Genomic DNA, 19420 nt, shown 5'->3' on the forward strand with positions numbered 1-19420 from the left:
AAGTGTGTTCCTATTACCAGGCGGAAATGATGCCGTCCGCCCGTGATTCTGTTCCCCCTGCTAAAGTTCCGGTTTTCGCGTCGCGCCAAATAATTTGTCCGCGTCCAAAGGAACCGGTGTCTAGAGCGATGCGAATGTCATGTCCGCGCCGTGCTAATGCTTGCGCCAACGCATTTGGAAACTCAGGTTCAACCATTACCGTCTTGTTTTCAATCCATTGCCATCTCGGTGCGTCAAGTGCGGCTTGCGGATGCAGGTGCTCGTCAATTAATCGGCTCACGACCTGCAGATGGCCTTGAGGCTGCATATAACCGCCCATAACACCAAACGGCCCGATCGGTTGTCCGTTCTGCGTTAGAAAGCCCGGAATTATGGTGTGATATGTTTTCTTTCCAGGTGCGAGGCTATTTGCGTCCTTTGGATTCAGCGAGAAGGTGTATCCGCGATTCTGCATTGAGATTCCTGTACCCGGAATCACGATCCCCGACCCGAATCCCATGAAGTTGCTTTGAATGAAAGAAACCATATTCCCTTCATCATCAGCGGTTGCCAAATAGACAGTTCCGCCTTTTGGCAGCCTGCCCGGCTCCGGAGTAATCGCCAATCGTCCAATTTGTTTTGCCCGCAATGCAGCGTACTGTTCCGAAAGCAGCTGCTTCGTTTCATCACCCATGTCGCGCGGATCCGTAATATAGGATTTGCCATCGGAAAAAGCAAGCTTTATCGCTTCAATTTGCTTATGATATGTATCAATCAAATCCTCGTTCTTCAAATCGAACTGCTTCAAAATAGTCAAGCCAAGTAAAGCAACCAGCCCCTGCCCGTTCGGAGGAAGCTCCCACACTTCATAACCGCGGTAATTAACTGAAATAGGATCAACCCATTGCGGACGATACTGTTCAAGGTCGCTTTTACGGATAAATCCTCCATGTGCGCGTGAAAAAGTATCGATTTGATCCGCCAATTCGCCTTGATAAAAGGCTTCAGCATTTGATGCGGCAATAGCTCGCAGACTGCGCGCGTGATCTGGGGAACGCCAAATTTCGCCTGCTTCAGGTGCTCGATCATCAGGAGCAAAGATATCGAACCATGGCGCATACATAGGATCGTGGAAAATTTGCTTATATTCATCAAAGGCATGACGCCAATTTTTGGCGACAACAGGCGAAACAGGAAAGCCTTGCTCCGCATACTCAATGGCCGGACGGAGCACATCCTTTAAAGGGAGACGTCCAAACTTGCGTGAACACTCTGCCCACGCGGCGGGAGCACCGGGAACCATCACCGGCTCTAAACCGTGTGCAGGTATCGTATCAAAACCACGTGCGCGAATCGCTTCAATGGAAATGCCCTGCGGAGCAACCCCGCTGGCATTCAGTCCGTGAAGTTTTCCCTTTGTCCAAATAATCGCAAAAGCGTCACTGCCGATTCCGTTGGAAGTGGGTTCAACTACCGTCAGACAAGCCGCCGTGGCAATGGCTGCGTCGATCGCGTTGCCGCCGTCTTTCAAAATATCGAGACCCGCTTGGGCTGCCAATGGCTGCGCGGTTGCCACCATTCCTCTTTTTGCGAAAATTGAATTTCTCGACTGGGGAAATGGATTAAAGTGATAATCAAACATGTGCCACGCCTCTTTTTCAGTGGAGTATGTTCTTTCATTTTACCCCAGCCATGTTAACCCTGTATATGCGGCACGTGATGATTTTACTTTTTTATCAACCAATTGACAGTGCTTATGTTCACTTTGCACAATAGCAAAAAGCGGTGCCTGTACAGGCACCGCTTTCAATCAATTTTTATTTCAGTTGTCCGTGTCAAGAGAGCTTTTGTCAATTGATGACCCTTTGGTTGAATCGCTTTGTGATTTTGTGTTCGATTTACTTTGGTCCTTTGACTTTCCGCTGTCCTGTTTCGGTGTTTCTGTGCTGCCTTGATCTTTTACCTTTTCAGAGGCTGACGGATTTGCTGTTGTTGACTGAGCGCCAACCGTTACTGCCTTCACATCTGAAGCACTCTTGTTCATATATTTTTCCGGGCTGACTGGAATATTATTTTTGCGAATCTCGAAATGTAGATGAACACCCATCGCTTTGTTCAACGCTTCTGTTCCTGCGGTTCCGATTTTCTCTCCTTGAGCAACCTCTTGTCCCTTAGCGACATCTACTGATCCGAGACTTTGATACATTGTTTCAACACCGTCTTTATGTTTCAGTGTGACTTTGTAACCCAAGGTGTCGTCCTTCGTTGCTTCTGTAACTTTTCCACCCATCGCCGCTGTAACTGTAAACGGTTTTTCATCATTCGCGCCAATGTTGATGCCCGTATTTTGGACGTATGAATTGTTATAGTTTACGAGAGCGGCTTGCTGTTCTGCTTCAGTTCCTTTGACGTCATAGAATGGCTGGACCGTTGTTGTGTCCTCTGCCTTTGCCGGCCATTCAAATACTTCATCCCCGGCATTAAGTGCATGAGGCGTTGCTTTGTCCTGATTGAAAACCGTGCTATCCTGATTCTCGCTCGCCTTATCCGCGCCATTCATTTGAAAGAGCAGCACCCCGGTAAGGATAAGTGATGCGGCGCATAAATATAAGGCGGGATAGAACCAACGCCGTTTTGCTAGTTTTCGCAGACCGGACAACTCTTTTTCTTGCGTTTTCTTTTGATCCTTGTTATCTGTCAAATTGTATCACCTCAGCAACATTCTGATCAGAATGCGGCCAATCTATACATTGAAAATGAAAAATCAAGTTTTTTTCTGTAAAAATTTATAAAATTAACAAAAGTGCATCGATAAATTGCTATTTTTTAAGAATAATCTGCGTTCTGTTTTCTGAAAATATTGTGAACAGACACTCCATCTGCGCATTCTTGGAAAAAAATATGGTGCTCGTCCGTCTTATTGATCTTTACTTAAATCTGGTGAGAGTAAAAATAAGCGGAGATTTTCCGGTTATTTACATCACGACGCTTGTTTCATAGGTAAATAAGGGTAATTTTTCCGCTTATGCACGGAAAATACCTCTATTTTCACGTTTTTCGATTCGATAAGCGTAATTTTTCCGTCTATTTAGGTGAATTTTTCATTCATTATCTAATTAAGCGGAATTTCTCCGTCTATTTATCAGATTGGGTGCTAGCCTAATTGTCAACCACATTTTATGACACTTATCGTCGTATCAACAAGCCAAAACACTGTACTTTCTAAACATGTAAAACAGGCACCAAAACTCAGGTCCCTGCAAAATAACGATCATTTTTTTGCGATTTCCTTTTCCCCTTTGACTGTCATCTTGCTAATTTGTGTCCCTTTGTAGAAGTAAGTGATGATCTGTTCGGCTGCCTTTCCTTCGCGGGCCATTCCTTCCGCTCCGTATTGGCTCATTCCGACATCGTGTCCGCTGCCCATGGTCAACACTTTGATTTGATTATCAACTCGTGTGAGCTGGAAATCAGTAGAGCTCAGTTTTAATTTTTCGCGCACCTGCCTGCCTGTAAATCGCTTGCCCGCGATCTCATAGAGCGCAATATGACCGGTACTCGTTTTCCGAACGACCTTCCCTAAAACACCTTGATTATTTGCCAAATTAATGTCTAGTGCCTGTTCAACTGCTCGAATGCTGATTGACTTCGTGTTTCTATACCTTGGGGATAGTTTATCCCATGGACTGGGTACTGATTTAAGGTATGGGACATCATTTGTCCAGTAGTCTTTAGCATTTTCCGTTTGTCCATTGCTTGTCGAAAAGAACACCGGAGAAATTAATTTCCCATTATAAGTAATGACTTGGTTATGTGTACCATCAACTGCTTTTTTAACTTTTTTCATTTTCCAATCATAGTCCTTACCCCAAATTTTCTTTAATTCTTCGGGACTATGATACACTTGGTTCTGTACTGTGTCTGTCACACGAACATCCGAATTTTCAATAATACGCGCCATAATGTACGTTCGTGCAGCGATTGCTTGAGCTTTTAGTGCCTCAACCCTGAACTTGGCTGGCATTTCTGATCCAACAACACCAACCAAATAATCATTTAAATCCACGTGATCCGTTTGTTTTTGTTCTGACCTGTAAACGGAGACGGTTATCAAACTTTGCTGAGCCGCGCTTTGAGTTCGATTGCTGCTTAGGCTTTGTTTCTGTTCACCTACAGCCTTATGTGTGAATGGAATCACGACTGCCGCGGGGATAATAATAATGACAAGCGCGAAGAGGAAAAGGAGTACGGCGGCTTTCTTCATATGGTTTTTGCCTCCAGGACATTGATTTATTAAAATTTATGTTGTCCCTGAGTTAATTAGAACAGGCTGTTCACACATAGTTCCGCCGCTGCTGCATATAATCTTGTTTAAAGATCTTTCTATAACTATCTATTTCTGAAAATTCAAAACGATTTATGCAACTTTCTATTCGTCCACCAATTGATTAAACCAGTATTATCTAGTACTGCAAAAAACCCGACCAGGTCAGTCAGGTCGAGTTTGATTTAAGACATTATTTTATTTTAATACATCTGTTTAAGCAAATTTTGGATTAATGCTAAGGGATCCGCGCAGATCATCAGCGACAGCAACAGGTTGCTCCACCTCGTTTAGGTTTACGCGTTCAATTTCCGCGCCTAAAGCACGTAACTTGCCTGTCAAATCTACATAGCCGCGATCAATATGGTGTAGACGGCTGACCTTTGTATAGCCTTTTGCAACAAGCCCGGCAATAACAAGTGCAGCACCCGCGCGGAGGTCTGTTGCTGCCACCTCGGCACCTTGCAGATCGCATGGACCGCTTATGACCGCAGAGCGTCCGTCAATTTTAATGGTTGCATTCATTCTTCGGAATTCTTCGACATGCATAAAACGATTTTCAAACACCGTTTCTGTGATGACCGATGTTCCTTTGGCTTTGAGTAAGAGTGCCATCATCTGAGCTTGAAGGTCAGTTGGAAAACCGGGATGCGGCATTGTTTTTACGTCAACCGTATGAAGATGGTCACTGCCGATGACACGAACGCCATCCGTTTCTTCTTCAATTGTAACACCCATCTCACGCATTTTTGCAATTAGGGGACGAAGATCTTCAATATCTGAGTCCTGAATCAACACATTACCGCCGGTGATCGCAGCCGCAATCATGTACGTTCCTGCTTCAATCCGATCGGGAAGGATCGTGTGTTCGGCACCATGCAGCTTCTCAACACCTTCAATTGTGATTCTGCCGGTTCCTTCGCCACTTATCTTTGCGCCCATCGCATTGAGGTATTGCGCCAAGTTAACAATTTCCGGCTCACACGCCGCATTCTCAAGGACTGTTTTTCCATCGGCAAGCGATGCCGCCATGATTATGTTTTCCGTAGCGCCGACACTTGGGAAATCCAAATAAATGACTGCGCCTTTAAGTTTTCCGTTGATGCTCGCTTCTATCGAACCATTACCAATGGTAACTTGTGCACCCATCGCTTCAAACCCTTTGAGGTGTTGGTCAATCGGGCGTGATCCAATCGCGCAGCCGCCCGGCAATGCAATTTTCGCATGACCAACCCTTGCCAAAAGAGGACCCATAACCAAGAATGACGCACGCATTTTCCGAACATATTCAAATGGCGCTTCCGTAAATAGATCGGCCATTGCGTTAACCATAATCGTTTTATTTTCATAGTTCACCGACGTATTTAAATAACGTAATACTTCGTTAATTGTGTATACATCCGCCAGTTCCGGTACATTATATATCTTGCTTGTGCCTTCAGAGGCAAGCATTGATGCGGCAATGACAGGAAGAACAGCGTTCTTTGCACCTTCAATCTTCACAGAGCCCGAAAGCCGTTTCCCTCCATGAACGATAATTTTTTCCAAACTTTTCCCCTCCGCGTCCATTTATCTCTTCGCTCGATCCGGAACATTCTTCCGTGCCGCGTATTTTACTAAATCAAATCAAAACGAGGAGTGTCCTAAGATTTATATTCCCCACTTAGTATTCCGTCGTTATGATCGGTGAGCCAAGGACAATAATGGTCCGGTCCCCATCATTCCTCAAGGCCGCCTGAATGTTCATCTTTTTGTTCGCTGTATAAATGGCATTGTTCCATGTCTTAGTATATGCGGAAATTGATACAAAGGTTTTTTCTTGCAGTCGTTCAATTGGAGCAGCTGAAAAAAAGTTCAAATATCGTTTTCCTTCGTCAATTAAGGCAAGTTTCATTTTAGCACTGCGATAAGCTTTTACACAAGTGTAGATGTGCTCTTGTCCGTGAAAAATTCTACTCATTTCCGCCGTCATTTCTTTTTTGTTTTTCAACCATTCATTCTGCATAAGAGATTCGCCGGATACTCGATATAGTACGACCGTCTGGTAATACTTTCCTTTGGGATAAGCGATATAAGTTACCCTCATTTGATAGTTGCCAGACGTTACTTTTTTTGTTCCTTGCCAACCTATGGCCCCTTCATTTGGTCGCAATTTCTTCCAGCTGTATCTAGTTAATTGCGCCTTTTTTTGTGCGAATAAATGGTGAAATTGAGTAAGCGTTACATTTGAAGCCTCGTTCTCACGCGCATAAACCGTCCAATTAAACACATGCGCATGATACTTCTTAAAAGCTTGCGCAAATAATGAGACACGATTTAATTCGTCGCTTTGATGTGTTGCCTGTTCCGCTGACGCTCGTTCTTGACTTGTCGCCGTATACAACTGGATACTCAGTAAAAAGATTATTATTAGAAAAATATTCCGATTCATTATGCCCGCCTCTCTCCCTGTCTTCATTATTCCCAAGGGAAAGAAGGAGGCATACGTGGAACTTTTCGTCAAAAACAGAGCAATTTCGCTGTAGTAAAGAGAATGATCATAGTCAATTGTAAATTTGCGGCAACATCAGAGACCAAACGACATAGTCAAGAAAAAACTTGGCTACAGGATAACTGATCGCGATGGCCAAAAGCACATAAAAAATTCTTGCCTGCAAGCTTTTCGGATAGCGAAATACTGCTTCGAATTTCAAGCTTTGCAGAGCCCACCACGTGAGCGCAAGAAAACTGAGATGAATTAAGATGCTGATCATTGCCTGAAGGCCGGAATTTTCAATCAATCAAAGCCACCGCCTGTTTCTGTCTTCATATGTAATGCCTGTTCTCTAATTCCATATACGATCAACACATGTAATTCGTATAAGAACAAGAGATTGTGCATCCATCTCCTCATTCGTAATGAAATTGTAATACGTTTTTAATGAAAACATAATATTTTTTGCCTGTGATCATTTTATCGCGGATCGCGAGAAATAACCACTGTTTTTCTAATAATATTTTTTTCAATTTATTTCATTATGAAATAAATAATGCTGTCTTTGTATTTATTAAAGTGCGAAAAAAATATACCAAATACATCTGTACACTTTTTGAACAAATAAGCGGAATTTCTCCGTCTATTTAAGCAATTTTTTCATTCATTTTCTAATTAAACGGAATTTTTCCGTTTATTTCTCAGATTAGGCGCTTACCTGATCGCCCAACCGAATTTTATGACCTTATCGTCGTACCAGCAAGGCAAAACGTTATACTTTCTTAACTTGGCACAGAAGAACCGGGCAAAAAGCGCCCGGTTCTTACTTTCACAGGATGCGACTTCAAATCATCAACCCTATGCGCCTAATTGTCATTTTAGCTGCTCGCTTGCCGCGGGCGATCCGGAAGCCTAAGGACGCACTTCCGCAGGACGCGGTGGCTTCGACGTTGCTCATAGGATGTGAGTGCCGTTAATCGAAGTTTCCTCTATTTTTTGGATCGCTTACACAATACTCCGCTCAATTTAACATTTTCTTATAGTAAAAAAAGACCTATCCCACAATCTTTACGGGATAAGTCCTTCGATTTATAGCTCTTATGCTTCTGGAACTGAATCGTCAATCGCTGCTGTAGCTATGCGAAGCTCTGATCGCTCCAGTTTCAGCAATGCTTCTGCATAACCATCGGAAGTCTCATGAAGTGTGCTGAGCTGCACTTCAGCTTCAGCCTTTGCCTTCTTGGCACGTTCTACATCAATGTCGGCTCTTTTTTCTGCAGCTTCCGACAAAATTGTAATCGTACTGCGACTCACCTGGATGAAGCCCCCGTGAACAGCCACATAGTCGACAATTTTCTCGTCTTCATGCTTCAACCGAACAAGTGCGATTTCAAGTGGAGCGACAATCGGCAAGTGATGCGGCAAAATACCTAGTTCGCCGCTTTTGGAACGCACACATACCATATGGACGTCTCCCTCGTACACCTTGCCCGCAGGTGTGACGATATCCGTATGCACCGTACTCATCAGCCAGCCCCCCTCATTAGGTCCAAGCGTTTCATCTCGCTCCGCCAATTAAACCAGTTGCTTTGCTCTTTCCAAAACATCTTCAATGGTTCCTGTGTTTCGGAATGCTTCTTCTGGAACATCGTCATAGTTACCGTCAAGAATTCCTTTGAATCCCTTAATAGTTTCTTCAACAGTAACATAGGAACCTGAAACACCGGTAAATTGTTCAGCAACGTGAAAGTTCTGACCTAGGAAGAACTGGATCCGGCGCGCGCGGCTTACCGTTAATTTATCCTCATCAGAGAGTTCATCCATACCAAGAATAGCAATGATATCCTGCAATTCGCGGTATTTTTGAAGTGTCATCTGAACACGTTCAGCGACTTCGTAATGTTCTTCACCGACAATATCCGGTGACAGCGCTCGTGATGTGGAAGCAAGCGGATCCACAGCCGGATAAATACCGATCTGTGTCAACGAACGTTCAAGGTTTGTTGTCGCATCCAAGTGAGAAAATGTTGTGGCCGGAGCCGGGTCGGTATAGTCATCGGCAGGCACATACACAGCCTGAATGGATGTTACGGAACCTTTTTTCGTTGATGTGATTCGTTCCTGCAAACGCCCCATTTCCGTTGCCAGCGTCGGCTGATAACCAACGGCGGACGGCAAACGTCCAAGCAACGCGGAAACTTCCGAGCCTGCCTGGGTGAATCGGAAAATGTTGTCAATAAACAGCAGTACGTCCTGACCATCGACATCACGGAAGTATTCAGCCATCGTCAATCCGGAAAGTGCGACACGCATACGCGCACCCGGCGGCTCGTTCATTTGGCCGAACACCATTGCAGTCTTTTTAATAACTCCTGAATCCGTCATTTCATAATAAAGGTCGTTACCTTCACGTGTTCGCTCACCGACACCGGCAAATACAGACACGCCGCCGTGTTCTTCAGCAATGTTGTGAATCAATTCCTGAATAAGTACCGTTTTACCAACCCCGGCACCACCAAACAGGCCGATTTTTCCACCTTTGATGTATGGTGTCAAGAGATCAATGACCTTAATTCCTGTTTCAAGAACCTCCGTCTTCGTAGACAGTTCTGCGAATTTTGGCGGTTGTCTATGGATCGCGTGTTTCTCAACATCCGGAGCAATCGTTTTTCCATCAATGGCTTCACCAAGGACATTAAAGACACGTCCCAGCGTCACATCGCCAACCGGAACAGAGATTGGCGCGCCTGTATCAACCACTTCCAGTCCTCTGACAAGTCCGTCACTAGAATCCATGGCGATTGTTCGCACAGAGTCGTCACCAAGGTGAAGTGCGACCTCGAGCGTGAGATGAATGTCAGTTTCATTGGAGGACTGCGCTTTATAATTTATGGTGAGAGCGTTATAGATATCAGGAAGATGACCGCGTTCAAATTTAACATCGACAACGGCGCCCATGACCTGAGTCACATACCCTTTGTTCATGAAACTACCTCCTTCAGCTAGGTTTTCAAAAAGTCCGGGAAAAAGGGGTTCACGGCTCTCTGCTAACAGTACATCCTGTGCACAACACACAGAAGTCACCGCTTCCTGCGGAAGTTCAGCGTCAGCCTGTTTTCCGCTCTTTTGTCCTCCTTTTTGAAACAATAAAAATTTCTTACAGCCGGTTATTCGAGAGCGGCCGCGCCGCCGACAATTTCAGTAATCTCCTGAGTAATAGCGGCCTGGCGCGCACGGTTGTAGGACAGAGACAAGTGATCGATAATATCACTCGCATTGTCCGAAGCGCTTCTCATCGCAGACATTCGAGCTGCTTGTTCTGCGGCTTTTGCATCAAGTAACGCACCGTAGATTTGTCCTTCTGCGTACAGCGGCAGTAGCGTCTCAAGCACTTCATCTTCATCTGGTTCATAGACGTAATTGACCTTTGCTGCTGATTCACTTTCAAGATCCTTCAACGGCAGCAGCTGCTTGTCAACCAAGGTTTGAGAGATGGCATTAACGAAGTGATTATAGATCAGATGCAATTCATCAAACTTTTTGGTATCAAACAGTGCAAGAATCTGCTTAGCGAAATCCAATACATCATCAAAAGAAAGATCATCCGGAATATCCGTTTTGCTCAAAGTCACAGGGTAACCGCGCTTTTCAAAAAAATTCAATCCAACTTTCCCGGTCACGATGATCACGTATTGATCTTTGGACGCGTGCTTTTCTTGGATTAAATTCTGCGTGTACTTCAACACGGTGCTGTCATAGGCACCTGCTAAGCCTCGGTTTTCCGTGACCACTAGATATGCGGTCTTCTTTACCGGCCTCGTCGCCAGCATCGGATGTTTGCTGCTTGATCCTGTCGATGATGTGCTGGCAATACTTGCCACAACTTCGCGCAGTTTATCAGCATAAGCTGAATAATTCTCCGCGGTTGCCTGTGCACGATTCAGTTTCGCTGCTGCAACCATTTGCATCGCTTTGGTAATTTTGCGCATCTGTTTCGTAGACGCGATTTTTTCCTTTATGTCACGCATTGAAGGCATGTTCGTTCACCACCCTTGAAAGCCTGTCTGATCTTAATTATGTACTTCATAACCAATCAGATCGGGCAAATCTTAAGAAGACTGTGCATTCTTTCAAGCACGTTTATTCGATCACTGTGACTTATTCAGTCTTTGAAGGAGCAAAAGTCTTTTTGAATGCGCTGATTGCTGCTGCAAACGTTGCATCATCCGGCAGTTGTTTCGTCGTGCGGATATTATTAAGAATGCCATCACCATTTTGTTCAAGGTAAGCAAGCAATTCTTTTTCAAAACGCTTCACGTCTACTAGTGCAACATCATCAATATAGCCCTTCGTCAACGCGTAAAGAACAGCTACTTGTTTTTCAACCGGATACGGTTTGTGAAGATCCTGTTTCAGGATTTCAACCGTCCGAGCTCCACGATCCAATTTCGCTCTTGTCGCCTTATCAAGGTCTGAGCCGAACTGCGAGAATGCTTCCAACTCACGATAGGACGCCAAATCGAGTTTCAGTGTTCCGGCAACCTTCTTCATCGCTTTGATCTGAGCGGCACCACCAACACGGGATACAGAAGTACCAGCGTCAACGGCAGGGCGAATACCTGAATAGAAAAGATTCGATTCAAGGAAGATCTGACCATCAGTAATGGAAATAACGTTGGTTGGGATATACGCTGAAATATCCCCGGCCTGCGTTTCAATGATAGGCAGCGCGGTAATTGATCCGCCGCCTAATTCATCACTCAGTTTAGCCGCACGTTCCAGCAATCTCGAGTGCAAGTAGAAAACGTCGCCCGGGAATGCTTCACGACCCGGCGGACGGCGAAGCAGCAAGGAAAGTTCACGGTATGCCGCCGCCTGTTTGGATAGATCATCATAAATAATCAACACGTGTTTGCCGTTGTACATGAACTCCTCGCCCATTGTAACGCCGGCATATGGAGCCAAATAGAGCAATGGTGCCGGTTCGGATGCTCCGGCAGAGACGACAATCGTCTTATCCATACATCCGTATTCTTTTAAGGTGTTTACAACACCTGCAACCGTTGACTCTTTTTGACCAATAGCAACGTAAATACTGATGACGTCCTGATCTTTTTGATTAATAATCGTATCAATCGCGATCGCTGTTTTACCGGTCTGACGGTCGCCAATGATCAATTCACGTTGGCCGCGGCCAATCGGAATCATTGCGTCAATCGCTTTAATACCGGTTTGCATTGGTTCGAACACTGATTTTCGATCCATAACGCCTGGCGCTTTCTTTTCAACCGGACGCGACTTATCCGTTACAATCGGTCCCTTTCCGTCAATCGGCTGACCCAGCGGATTGACGACACGGCCAAGCAACGCTTCGCCAACAGGCACTTGCATGATACGTCCTGTACGTTTTACAGCGTCTCCTTCATGGATATCTGTAAAAGGGCCGAGAATAACGATACCGACATTGTCTTCTTCAAGGTTTTGAGCCATGCCAAGGACTCCGCCTGAAAATTCGACAAGCTCGCCCGACATGACACTGTCAAGGCCGTGGACGCGGGCGATTCCGTCGCCGACAGTGATGACACTGCCAACTTCGCTCACTTCAACGGTGGATTGATAATTTTCAATCTGCTGTTTGATCAATGAGCTGATTTCTTCCGCTTTAATGCTCACGATATTTTCACCCCTGTCTCCCTACTTTAATCTCCTGTTTGAAGCCTGCCAGTTTGCCGGCAATCGACCCATCAAAAAGACGGTCGCCGATGCGAAGCAGGATGCCTCCAATGATTGCCTTGTCAACTTTAACGTGGATGCTCAACTTTTTGCCGAGTGCCTTGCCCAAACGCTGAGCAAGTTCTTGTTTCTCTTGCTCTTCTAGGGCAACGGCAGTCGTAACAGTGACGTCAAGTATGCCGCGTTTTTCGTTCGCCATATGTGTGAATGCCTCAAGCACTTCATCAAGTATAGCTTCGCGTTTGCGGTCGATGAGCAGTCTCAGCAGATTCAGGACTTCAACACCTGCTTGATGTTCAAACAGCTTGTTCACAAGTTCTTTTTTATTTTCACCACTGACCTGAGGATGCATCAGAACTCGGCGCAGATCTTCGTGCTCATAAAGGCTCTCTGCTACGATGTGTAATTGAGATTCAATGGTGTCAATGGCATCACGCTCTTCCGCAACTTCAAAAAGCGCACGAGCATAACGGTTCGCTACGATTTCGCTCATCGTTGATTCCCCACTTGTTTGATCAACTGGTCAATCTCTTTAGAATAATCGTCCGGATTGATTTCTTTTTCAAGCACTTTAGATGCGAGCAAAACCGACAAGTCGGCGACTTCATCGCGGATTGCGGCAATCGCCTTTTCTTTCTCAAGGCCAATTTCTTCATTCGCATCTTTAATCATCAGATCCGAACGGTTCTTCGCTGCTTCAAGAATAGCTTTTGCCTCAGCATTAGCCTGGCTTTTCGCCTGTTCAAGAATACTATGGGCTTCATTGCGAATCCGTTCGATTTCCGACTTCTGTTCAGCCAAATAGGATTCCGCATTCTGACTTTTCTTTTCAGCGTCGTCAATTTGACTGTTAATGTATTTTTTTCGTTTTTCCATGATCGCAATAACCGGTCGTACACCGACAATTGCGACGAAAATCATCAACAATATGAAGACGACTAATTGGAAAATAATATTTCCTAAAGAAAATGACAGCACAGCTCTTGCCACTCCTTTCAATCTACAGATTTTCTCGCTGATTTCTACCGCAACAAAAGAGTGGCAGAATTACCCGATAATACCGAAGAGCACCAGGATGCCAAACGCGATTGAAATGACAGGTAATGCTTCTACAAGGCCAAGGGCGATCATTGATTGTCCGAATAAAGTACCCTGAGCTTCCGGTTGACGGGCAATGCCTGACAAATAACTGCTGAAAAGAACACCGTTGCCAATACCTGCTGCAAGCGCACCAAATGCGATCATGATACCACCCGCTAGAACTGCTAAACTCATAACAAGATTCCTCCTAGTTTGTCTATGTTTTTTACTATCGCCTAAGCAGAGGAGCCTATTCATAAATAGGCATTATTCCTCTCCCACCTTTTGGGCGATGTACACCATTGCCAGTACTGTAAAGATGTACGCCTGGATACATCCGACGAAAACGGAGAATCCCATCCAGGCAAAGAGCGGCACACCGGTGAAATAAAAGGCGCCTTCACGAAGAATGGTTATTAATACTTCACCCGCGAAAATATTCGCCCAAAGTCGCAGGGCGTGCGTTGCCGGTTTCGATACTTCGTCAATCAGGTGAATTGGAAGCATCCACCAGAACGGTTTTACATAATGCTGCAGATAGCCGCGCGGACTTTTGGCAATGCCCGCAAAATGCGAATAAAGAAAGATTGCGCCAGCCATCGCCACCGTAACATTGATGTCGGACGTTGGCGATTTGAACCAGCTGACCGAATTATCTGCCATTTTCAAGCCAGCTGTAGTGATCCCAAGTGAAGGAATCGGACCGTTTACTGTTGACGTTACCATGACGATAACGCCAAGCAAATTGGCCACCAAGATGAAAAGAAAAGTTGTCAGCGCAAAGCTTAAATATTTGGCAGACTCTTTCTTTTCAAGCATCGTGCCTGTGATGCCACTGACAAAATCAATGATGTATTCCATCACATTCTGTCGTCCCTCGGGTCTTACGCTAAGTCGCCGAGTCAATAAAAACACAATTAACATGACGATTAACGCGGAAACCACTGATCCAATCATCAATGTGACATCAAATGTCATCCCGAGAAATTTCACTTTCGGAGTCAGTTCCATGAATCTCCCCCCCTTCATCCGAAGAAGTCATGCCATTGCCTTTCAGATAATAATAACTCATCACCGTCACAAGTGTCAGATAGCCGAATAACAATGATAGCACAAAAGATCGATAATCAATACGGGTTGGAAAACGATAAACCATCAGCGCACCAAACACAATAGTCAGTATGCGGACCGTCATATGTAATCCCGCTTGTCTGCGGGCACCTGATTGAACCCGAAGTCCGGCCATCCGTAAACGAAACGATAAATGAAAAACATTATATAAACTGATTAATCCGCCGAGGAGAAAGCCGCTGGCCAGCGCTCTCGCCGGTATCAAAAACCAGATTAACCCAAATACACAAGTGTACAGAACTGTGACAATCAATAAAACGCGTGAAAACCACTCCATGACCGGTTTCATCGCTATTCATTCCTTCATTAGGGATTTCAAAGTATAAAAACAGCTGATCAGTCCCAAAAAGAAACCGGCAACCGCACAAACCGGCAACCATAGATGCCCTGTTCCGTATCGTTTATCAAGATAATTCCCACCAAGCGCACCGATGATGATAAAGGCGAAAATTTCAAATCCCATCGCGCTTACCGTTGCGGCGATCTGCAAAGAGTTAGGTCTTTTTTTCTGTTGCATTAGAACCCCTCCAAAAAAACAATCGTTCTTCCACAACTGTTGCACTCAGGCATATTGATGTACAGGGAAGGCCCCACCTTTATACTTTTCGAATCCAGCATACCGAAACTGTAGTCAGCCATAAATCGTTCACAAAGCAAGTTTACTACAGAAAAGGGGATTGCCTGTACAGTCGCACTTGAAAACGCGGTCATCAAAGCGGTCCTTTTTTAACGTTTCCATGAAAACGTTCTCTTCATGCAATCATTATACAACAAAGTGTGCGATTGATCACTGCAATTGTTTGCGTCTTGTGATAAAAAGTTTTGGCGCATATTTCTTTATAATAAGAATTCTAATCATTTTTCCTACCTACGGCACAGGCGAATTGTGACAAATCACCAACAATGAAAATTTTTCTCATCCTTACCGCTACGAAACGAAATGATTTTTGAACGTATTAATCCTTTTATTTCGTTCCAAATAGTCTGTCCCCGGCATCTCCTAGACCCGGTACAATATAGCCATGCTCATTTAACTTCTCATCAAGCGCAGCCAAATAGATATCGACATCAGGATGCTCCTTCTGTATTTCTTTAACACCCTCGGGGGCACCAATCAAACACATTAACTTAATATTGACCCCGCCCCGCTGCTTCAGTGAAGTAATCGCTGCTGCCGCCGATCCACCGGTCGCCAGCATTGGATCGACAACAATCAAGTCACGCTCTGAAATATCAGCAGGAAGCTTAACATAATACTCCACGGGTTTCAGTGTTTCCGGATCGCGATAAAGACCGACATGGCCCACCTTGGCCGCCGGAATCAAATTCAACACGCCATTGACCATACCCAGTCCGGCGCGAAGGATCGGAACAATGCCCAGCTTCTTTCCGGCGATTTTATACGCCTTTGCTTTTGCGACCGGTGTCTGCACCTCAACTTCTTCCAAAGCAAGGTCACGTGTAATCTCAAAGGCCATCAATGTGGCGACTTCGTCCACCAATTCACGAAATGCTTTTGTGCCTGTTCTGTAGTCTCGTATCATCGTCACTTTATGTTGAATCAGCGGATGATTCAGTACAACTAGTTTACCCATTTTGTGCCTCCATACTTTAATCACCAGAGATGGTAATTAAAAGTTCATATTAGAAAACGCAGCTCCAATCCCTTAGCGGAAGGGCAGGCGTTGCGACGGCCATGGACGGCCTAGATCCGGTGCGCCGTGCGGTGGCTTTGGCGTTGCTTATAGGAAGCGAGCGCTGTTAGTCTTTATTTGCCGGGCCGCTTACACTCATTTCCTTTAAAAATTCTATACTTCTTTACGTATAAAAAGGGAGAAATAAATTCTCCCCATGCAATCTTTTTTAATGGTCAAGCAAAAACTCCGGCACCTTCAGCATACAACGGGTATTTCGCAGTCAATTCATGAACGCGTTTCGACGCTTGATCCAGTGTTTTGTCGTTATCAGGATCCTTCAGCGCGAATGCAATAATGGACGCTGTTTCGTTCATGTCGACTTCTTTGAATCCTCTCGTTGTTACGGCGGGTGTTCCCATTCGCACACCACTTGTAACAAACGGTTTTTCCGGATCAAAAGGAATCGCGTTCTTGTTGGTGGTGATTCCGATAGCGTCAAGAACAGCCTCGGCTTTCTTACCGGTAATCCCCAAGTTGCGCATATCCGCAAGAACAAGGTGGTTGTCTGTTCCACCTGAGACAAGATTAATTCCTTGTTCTTGGAGGGTCGAAGCGAACGCCTTGGCATTGGCGATTATTTGAGCCGCATAGTCCTTAAATTCAGGTTTGAGCGCTTCACCAAGCGCAACTGCTTTGGCTGCGATGATATGCATTAGCGGTCCGCCTTGAATGCCAGGAAAAATAGACTTATCCAGTTTTTTCGCAAATTCTTCTTTGCAGATGATCATTCCGCCGCGTGGTCCGCGCAGTGTCTTGTGCGTTGTCGTGGTGACAAAATCCGCATAAGGAACCGGGCTCGGGTGAAGTCCCGCTGCGACGAGTCCTGCGATATGCGCCATGTCTACCATCAAATAGGCGCCTACACTGTCGGCAATTTCTCGGAATTTCTTGAAGTCGATGATTCGCGGATACGCACTTGCCCCGGCTACGATCAATTTCGGCTTATGTTCCTGAGCCTGTTTAGCCACCTCATCGTAGTCAATAGTTTGCGTATCTTTGGTCACTCCGTAATCCACAAAGTTGTAAAGCTGCCCACTGAAGTTCACCGGGCTTCCATGTGTCAAGTGTCCGCCATGGGCAAGCTTCATTCCCAGAACCGTATCTCCCGGTTTTAAAATGGTTTCATATACCGCCATATTGGCTTGAGCACCTGAATGAGGCTGAACGTTCACATGGTCACCGCCAAACAGTTTAAGCGCGCGATCTCTTGCAAGATCTTCAACGATATCGACATATTCACAGCCGCCATAATAGCGATGTCCAGGATAGCCTTCTGCATATTTATTGGTGAGAACCGAGCCTGCCGCCTCGAGTACCGCGGTGCTGACAAAATTCTCCGAGGCAATCAATTCAATTTTATTCCTTTGTCTGCCCAGTTCTTTCTCAATGGCTTCAAATACTTCAGGATCGTTCGCTTTAATACCCTTCATGAAATGCGTGCAACTCCTCTCAAGTCTAATTCAAGTAAATTTTATCACATTTTATCCATTAACAGTGAATTAAATCGATCCGGAAAATGACCCAGTTGTAATTTACATGAAAGAAAAAAAGAGATGTAAATTGAAAAGACTGCCCAATCGATAACATTTCCAATAGGGCAGCTGCTTATTTATCTTATCTTTTATTGAAGTTATCTTATCTTTTCCGGGTAAACGGCCCGCTCGCCCCCGATTAGTTTTGGACGAGTTCGTGCCATAACTAAATGGGCTTTGCCAATTTCTTTTATCTCGCTGCGAACCGGAACGGCTACATGCTTGAGATGCATACCAATCAGCGTATCGCCTATGTCCAGACCACCGTTTGCTTGGATGTATTCAACAATTACCGGGTCCTCCATATGGTCATAGGCATATGTAGCCATTGAACCGCCTGCATGGCGAATCGGTCTCACCGTTACTTCGTCATAGCCGCGTTGCTGCGCCACTGTTCGATCGATCACGATCGCACGATTTAAATGTTCACAGCATTGAAACGCGAAATGAACGTTTGTCCGTTCATGCCATTTTACTAGTGCGGCAAAAATTGAAGCTGCAATCCCCAATGATCCGGATGTACCGATATGCTTCCCTTCTACCTCACTGGTGCTGCACCCGATGACTAGCAGCGTCCGGTTAGTAAAAGGCATGGCATGCTCAAGATCGACTAATGCTTTGTCAACTGCTTCTGTTAGTTCTGGATCCAATAGTTCCATATTTAATCCTTCCTTGTGAGGACATAGTTATCAATGATTCACTCATTATTATAGCAGGTTACACATTTCAGAAGTAAAGAATACGCAATGTCCGACAAGATTCGCGGGGAACAGCTATTACCTGGGAAATAATTTGGCGAATAAACGGGGAACAACCTTTTGAACGTCATTTTTCTCGCACATGGCTTTTGTTATATATGAAAGTGCAGCAGGAGCTTCAATCCAAGTGTGAAAAGAATGATGCCGCCTAAAGCTTCGCCATATCTCCCAAAATAGTTTCCCGTTTTCCGCCCAATATAAAAGCCAAACCAGGCCATACTCATGCTCGTAAAACCAAACATAAGAATTGCCACCAGTATTTTCGCTCCAAAAAGGCCCATACTAAGTCCAACAGAAAAACTATCAACGCTGACACTCAACGCGAAAAGAAGCAGGCTCACATCTGATGAATAGGCTGTCTCAAATCGGCTACGATTTTTTCCGACTAGAGATAGGATCATTTGAATCCCGATCACCAACAAAAGCAGCCCCCCAGCCATTTCCGTGATTCCTCCAAGTTGGGCTGATAATAGTTGCCCTAAGGTCATGCCAATGAGCGGCATGAGCATATGAAAAAGGCCAATCCACATTCCAGCCCATGCCGCCTTCCGCAATCGAAAAACAGTCATGCCCATTCCCATGCAAACTGAAAATGCGTCCATACCCAGTGCAACGGCCATTACGCAAAGCGCCAGCCCCTGGTTGATCAGATCCGCAGCCATGTCCGTTCCTCCCTCTCGTCCATATGGACAATCTATGCATGTCCATTGGAG

At 45.2% G+C, this 19420-nt stretch carries 20 protein-coding genes; all 20 read right to left on the reverse strand.

Features of this window, described 5'->3' with window-relative positions; all coding sequences use genetic code 11:
- Positions 1-13: 13 nt before the first annotated feature.
- The 20 genes from BM003_RS05020 to BM003_RS05120 all read right to left on the reverse strand — a co-directional run bounded on the left by BM003_RS05020 (position 14) and on the right by BM003_RS05120 (position 19369).
- Entirely contained in the window at positions 14-1621 is a 1608-nt protein-coding gene (locus BM003_RS05020; RefSeq protein ID WP_093670745.1) for a gamma-glutamyltransferase family protein, read from the reverse strand.
- A gap of 180 nt (positions 1622-1801) precedes the next feature.
- Positions 1802-2680 carry a M23 family metallopeptidase gene (locus tag BM003_RS05025; protein WP_093670747.1) on the reverse strand — a complete coding sequence of 293 codons (879 nt, stop codon included), beginning with the start codon at positions 2678-2680 and terminating at the stop codon, positions 1802-1804.
- A gap of 570 nt (positions 2681-3250) precedes the next feature.
- Complete coding sequence (gene spoIID, locus BM003_RS05030; RefSeq protein WP_093670749.1) at positions 3251-4243, reverse strand: stage II sporulation protein D; 993 nt, start codon at positions 4241-4243, stop codon at positions 3251-3253.
- 276 nt (positions 4244-4519) lie between these two features.
- Complete coding sequence (gene murA / locus BM003_RS05035; RefSeq protein ID WP_093670751.1) at positions 4520-5851, reverse strand: UDP-N-acetylglucosamine 1-carboxyvinyltransferase; 1332 nt, start codon at positions 5849-5851, stop codon at positions 4520-4522.
- A 115-nt stretch (positions 5852-5966) separates the two neighbouring features.
- Positions 5967-6734: a YwmB family TATA-box binding protein gene (locus BM003_RS05040; protein ID WP_177184643.1), complete on the reverse strand. Its 768-nt coding sequence runs from the start codon at positions 6732-6734 to the stop codon at positions 5967-5969.
- Positions 6735-6846: 112 nt separating this feature from the next.
- Positions 6847-7083, reverse strand: a complete 237-nt coding sequence (locus BM003_RS05045) for a DUF1146 family protein (RefSeq protein WP_177184644.1) — start codon at positions 7081-7083, stop codon at positions 6847-6849.
- A gap of 791 nt (positions 7084-7874) precedes the next feature.
- The gene (locus BM003_RS05050) at positions 7875-8303 is read right to left on the reverse strand and encodes a F0F1 ATP synthase subunit epsilon (protein ID WP_093670755.1); all 429 of its coding nucleotides are present in this window, start codon (positions 8301-8303) and stop codon (positions 7875-7877) included.
- Between the two features lie 48 nt (positions 8304-8351).
- Positions 8352-9761 carry a F0F1 ATP synthase subunit beta gene (gene atpD / locus BM003_RS05055; RefSeq protein ID WP_093670921.1) on the reverse strand — a complete coding sequence of 470 codons (1410 nt, stop codon included), beginning with the start codon at positions 9759-9761 and terminating at the stop codon, positions 8352-8354.
- 182 nt (positions 9762-9943) lie between these two features.
- The gene (gene atpG, locus BM003_RS05060; RefSeq protein ID WP_093670757.1) at positions 9944-10813 is read right to left on the reverse strand and encodes an ATP synthase F1 subunit gamma; all 870 of its coding nucleotides are present in this window, start codon (positions 10811-10813) and stop codon (positions 9944-9946) included.
- Positions 10814-10934: 121 nt separating this feature from the next.
- Entirely contained in the window at positions 10935-12449 is a 1515-nt protein-coding gene (gene atpA, locus BM003_RS05065) for a F0F1 ATP synthase subunit alpha (RefSeq protein WP_093670759.1), read from the reverse strand.
- 7 nt (positions 12450-12456) lie between these two features.
- Positions 12457-13002, reverse strand: coding sequence for a F0F1 ATP synthase subunit delta (locus tag BM003_RS05070; protein ID WP_093670761.1), 546 nt, complete (start codon positions 13000-13002; stop codon positions 12457-12459).
- On the reverse strand, positions 12999-13487 hold the full coding sequence (atpF, locus tag BM003_RS05075; RefSeq protein WP_177184645.1) for a F0F1 ATP synthase subunit B: 489 nt from the start codon (positions 13485-13487) through the stop codon (positions 12999-13001). Before atpF ends, BM003_RS05070 begins: the two co-directional genes overlap by 4 nt.
- A gap of 69 nt (positions 13488-13556) precedes the next feature.
- Positions 13557-13784 (reverse strand): ATP synthase F0 subunit C, encoded by a 228-nt coding sequence (gene atpE, locus BM003_RS05080; protein WP_093670763.1) that lies wholly within the window; start codon positions 13782-13784, stop codon positions 13557-13559.
- Positions 13785-13856: 72 nt separating this feature from the next.
- A complete protein-coding gene (atpB, locus tag BM003_RS05085) occupies positions 13857-14600 on the reverse strand; it encodes a F0F1 ATP synthase subunit A (protein ID WP_093670765.1) in 744 nt (247 codons plus the stop codon).
- Positions 14557-15009 (reverse strand): ATP synthase subunit I, encoded by a 453-nt coding sequence (locus BM003_RS05090; RefSeq protein ID WP_093670767.1) that lies wholly within the window; start codon positions 15007-15009, stop codon positions 14557-14559. The genes atpB and BM003_RS05090 overlap by 44 nt, the downstream gene beginning before the upstream one ends.
- A gap of 6 nt (positions 15010-15015) precedes the next feature.
- Positions 15016-15237 (reverse strand): AtpZ/AtpI family protein, encoded by a 222-nt coding sequence (locus tag BM003_RS05095; RefSeq protein ID WP_093670769.1) that lies wholly within the window; start codon positions 15235-15237, stop codon positions 15016-15018.
- 448 nt (positions 15238-15685) lie between these two features.
- A complete protein-coding gene (upp, locus tag BM003_RS05105) occupies positions 15686-16315 on the reverse strand; it encodes a uracil phosphoribosyltransferase (RefSeq protein WP_093670773.1) in 630 nt (209 codons plus the stop codon).
- A 275-nt stretch (positions 16316-16590) separates the two neighbouring features.
- Positions 16591-17847, reverse strand: coding sequence for a serine hydroxymethyltransferase (locus BM003_RS05110; protein ID WP_093670775.1), 1257 nt, complete (start codon positions 17845-17847; stop codon positions 16591-16593).
- A gap of 200 nt (positions 17848-18047) precedes the next feature.
- The gene (locus tag BM003_RS05115) at positions 18048-18608 is read right to left on the reverse strand and encodes a TIGR01440 family protein (RefSeq protein ID WP_093670777.1); all 561 of its coding nucleotides are present in this window, start codon (positions 18606-18608) and stop codon (positions 18048-18050) included.
- 191 nt (positions 18609-18799) lie between these two features.
- Positions 18800-19369: a manganese efflux pump MntP gene (locus BM003_RS05120; protein ID WP_093670779.1), complete on the reverse strand. Its 570-nt coding sequence runs from the start codon at positions 19367-19369 to the stop codon at positions 18800-18802.
- Between the last annotated feature and the right edge of the window lie 51 nt (positions 19370-19420).

The sequence above is a fragment of the Sporolactobacillus nakayamae genome, assembly GCF_900113325.1.
In the GTDB taxonomy this organism is placed as follows: Bacteria; Bacillota; Bacilli; order Bacillales; family Sporolactobacillaceae; genus Sporolactobacillus; species Sporolactobacillus nakayamae.

What these genes read in the sequence shown, in the direction of transcription:
- atpG (WP_093670757.1), bottom strand. Translation starts at nt 10,813, where the DNA reads ATGCCTTCAATGCGTGACATAAAGGAAAAAATCGCGTCTACGAAACAG.
- BM003_RS05020 (WP_093670745.1), bottom strand. Translation starts at nt 1,621, where the DNA reads ATGTTTGATTATCACTTTAATCCATTTCCCCAGTCGAGAAATTCAATT.
- BM003_RS05120 (WP_093670779.1), bottom strand. Translation starts at nt 19,369, where the DNA reads ATGGCTGCGGATCTGATCAACCAGGGGCTGGCGCTTTGCGTAATGGCC.
- spoIID (WP_093670749.1), bottom strand. Translation starts at nt 4,243, where the DNA reads ATGAAGAAAGCCGCCGTACTCCTTTTCCTCTTCGCGCTTGTCATTATT.
- BM003_RS05070 (WP_093670761.1), bottom strand. Translation starts at nt 13,002, where the DNA reads ATGAGCGAAATCGTAGCGAACCGTTATGCTCGTGCGCTTTTTGAAGTT.
- BM003_RS05050 (WP_093670755.1), bottom strand. Translation starts at nt 8,303, where the DNA reads ATGAGTACGGTGCATACGGATATCGTCACACCTGCGGGCAAGGTGTAC.
- atpB (WP_093670765.1), bottom strand. Translation starts at nt 14,600, where the DNA reads ATGGAACTGACTCCGAAAGTGAAATTTCTCGGGATGACATTTGATGTC.
- BM003_RS05090 (WP_093670767.1), bottom strand. Translation starts at nt 15,009, where the DNA reads ATGAAACCGGTCATGGAGTGGTTTTCACGCGTTTTATTGATTGTCACA.
- BM003_RS05115 (WP_093670777.1), bottom strand. Translation starts at nt 18,608, where the DNA reads ATGGAACTATTGGATCCAGAACTAACAGAAGCAGTTGACAAAGCATTA.
- upp (WP_093670773.1), bottom strand. Translation starts at nt 16,315, where the DNA reads ATGGGTAAACTAGTTGTACTGAATCATCCGCTGATTCAACATAAAGTG.
- BM003_RS05110 (WP_093670775.1), bottom strand. Translation starts at nt 17,847, where the DNA reads ATGAAGGGTATTAAAGCGAACGATCCTGAAGTATTTGAAGCCATTGAG.
- BM003_RS05040 (WP_177184643.1), bottom strand. Translation starts at nt 6,734, where the DNA reads ATGAATCGGAATATTTTTCTAATAATAATCTTTTTACTGAGTATCCAG.
- BM003_RS05095 (WP_093670769.1), bottom strand. Translation starts at nt 15,237, where the DNA reads ATGCAACAGAAAAAAAGACCTAACTCTTTGCAGATCGCCGCAACGGTA.
- atpE (WP_093670763.1), bottom strand. Translation starts at nt 13,784, where the DNA reads ATGAGTTTAGCAGTTCTAGCGGGTGGTATCATGATCGCATTTGGTGCG.
- atpD (WP_093670921.1), bottom strand. Translation starts at nt 9,761, where the DNA reads ATGAACAAAGGGTATGTGACTCAGGTCATGGGCGCCGTTGTCGATGTT.